The sequence below is a fragment of the Rhizobium sp. 01T444 genome (assembly GCF_056398305.1).
In genome coordinates, this window is sequence record NZ_JBFTPD010000228.1 from 1 (window position 1) to 646 (window position 646).

The window sequence follows — 646 nt, forward strand, 5'->3', positions numbered from 1 at the left end:
GTCCTTGATCTGCGCATGCCCGAGATGAGCGGACTGGAACTGCTTCAACGCATGAATGAGCTGGGCCATCGAATTCCGGTCCTCTTCCTGAGCGCGCATGGCGATGTGCCGGCGGCGGTCAACGCGATGCAACTTGGCGCCATCGATTTTCTGCAGAAGCCGTTCAATTCCCAGGCATTCCTCAACAGCGTGAACCGCGCTATCAAGCTTGCGCGTGAAGTCTGGGAGCAGCGCACCCGTGAGATCAACGTCGAATCGTTGCTGGCGCGGCTGTCGGATCGCGAGAAGGATATTCTTCGGACTCTTTTGCTTGGGCAGACCAGCAAGGAAATCGCACGAACGCTCGGCATCAGCCCAAAAACCGTTGACGTGCATCGCGCCAATGTGATGCGAAAACTCGAGGCAGCCACATACCGGGATTTGGTGAACAAGCTCCGCGGAACATTTGCGCCTTAGCGCTTGCCATCGCACGGCTTGCTACGCGGAAGCTTGACGAACTGGCGCGTCAATGTCGGCTTGCAACCCTAGACCGGCCATAGGGGGCGGATACGCGACTGACCTGTCCTGGCGGACTGTAGCCTGTGGCAGTCACCGGAGCTTCGGACCCATAAGGGCGTACATGTGAATTGCAGACGTTCGCGAATGA

1 protein-coding gene is annotated in these 646 nt (G+C 58.2%); it reads left to right on the forward strand.

The genetic code is table 11. From position 1 onward, the window contains the following. The coding region (locus AC1DTN_RS38125) for a response regulator transcription factor (protein ID WP_477925348.1) at window positions 1-456 on the forward strand (456 nt) is incomplete at its 5' end. Window positions 457-646 lie beyond the last annotated feature (190 nt).